Here is a 1412-nt window from a genome sequence, read left to right on the forward strand (position 1 = left end):
CACTGAACTTGTATAGCCAAAACGTTAAGTTATACGGTGATGTATACAGCAAGTTCGAACCGGCAGACGAAGAAGAAGAACTCCATCCCGACCGCGTACCTGAAATACAACTGATCAAAAATAATTCTAATGGTACAGTTGTAGCCAAAGGTGAATTCCTCAACGAAGGTAAAATGGATATCGCCTTACAGACCAAGTTCAGCTTGGAAGGAGGACAGTTGACAAATGGTTCTGCTGACGCCGACTACAGAGCTTCTATTACAGTTAACGGTATTGGCAATGTAGGAGAAGATGGTGTACTGTTGATGTCTAAAGGAGCAACATTCACTAACCATGGTGACATCTATAACAAAGGTAACATTGATAACGACAGCGAAGCAGGTACATTTACCAATGAAGCTGATGCTACATTCACTGACTATGTAGGTTCTACATTAAGTGGACATAGAATTATCAACAAAGACAATGCAGAATTCATTTGCGAAGTTAACTCTTTGGTTCGTTATAACAATGCCATTGACTTGGATGGTATCCGTCCGACTACAATTTTACGCTTTGTTTATGGAAAAGACGCCAATATTGGTGATGGAACATTTACTACAACATATACCTTGCAACCCAATAAAGACAATGGTATTTATGTTCCTTACAACGAAAGCAAATTAATGAAGTTTGAATCTGCTATTGATGCAGAAAATACTAACGTATTAACCATAAATAACGCAATCGATGCTGAGAACAAAGCGATTGAGACGAAGATTGGTGATTTGACCGTTAAGAGTGGTAAAATCAATTTAAATCACAATGCCTTGATTATTGATGGAAACTACACTGCAGACGGTGCAGCAAACACTCAATTTAATGTTGGTGTTAAAGAAATTACCGGCAACATAATCCTTACGAAAGTCAACAAAGTTGATGGTTATTCAAACGGAGATGTTTGGTTAGTAGCAGGTAAGACCTTGAATGTTAATGGTGATATTGTAGTAGAGGATGTAGCTGGAACTGTAAGCTTTCAAGAAGGTAGTAATGTAAAAGCTGCAAATATGACTGTTAAAAGTAGCCAGAAAGTTACCTTTGAAAAGAACAACGTTACCGCGCTTGGTGAAAAAGGTATAAATGGTGTGTTGACAAATTGGGGTGAAATCACAATTGTTAACGCAGTAACCGGTTCTGATGTTGCAGCCAAAGTTTGGTGTAACCAACGTGTAGGAAAAGGTACTTATGTCAACAACAGTTATCCTCAATATTGGTAATAAGCCGTAATAGGATATAATTAATACTCATACCCAAGATTGTTTTTACAGTCTTGGGTATTTTTGTATACACACTATCCCAAAATCATTGTTAACTATCAACTTTGCTAAAATCTTTAATAAAGTCCTTATTTTTTCCCAGTTAGGAAAAAATTC

At 37.0% G+C, this 1412-nt stretch carries 1 protein-coding gene; it reads left to right on the top strand.

Translation table 11 applies throughout. The annotated features are described in order from the left end of the window. Positions 1-1256 (top strand): hypothetical protein (locus QVP67_RS02105; RefSeq protein ID WP_288179809.1); only part of this gene is annotated, 1256 nt, incomplete at its 5' end. Positions 1257-1412 lie beyond the last annotated feature (156 nt).

It is taken from the genome of Bacteroides sp. CAG:633 (assembly GCF_000435115.1).
Classification (GTDB): Bacteria; Bacteroidota; Bacteroidia; order Bacteroidales; family Bacteroidaceae; genus Bacteroides; species Bacteroides ndongoniae.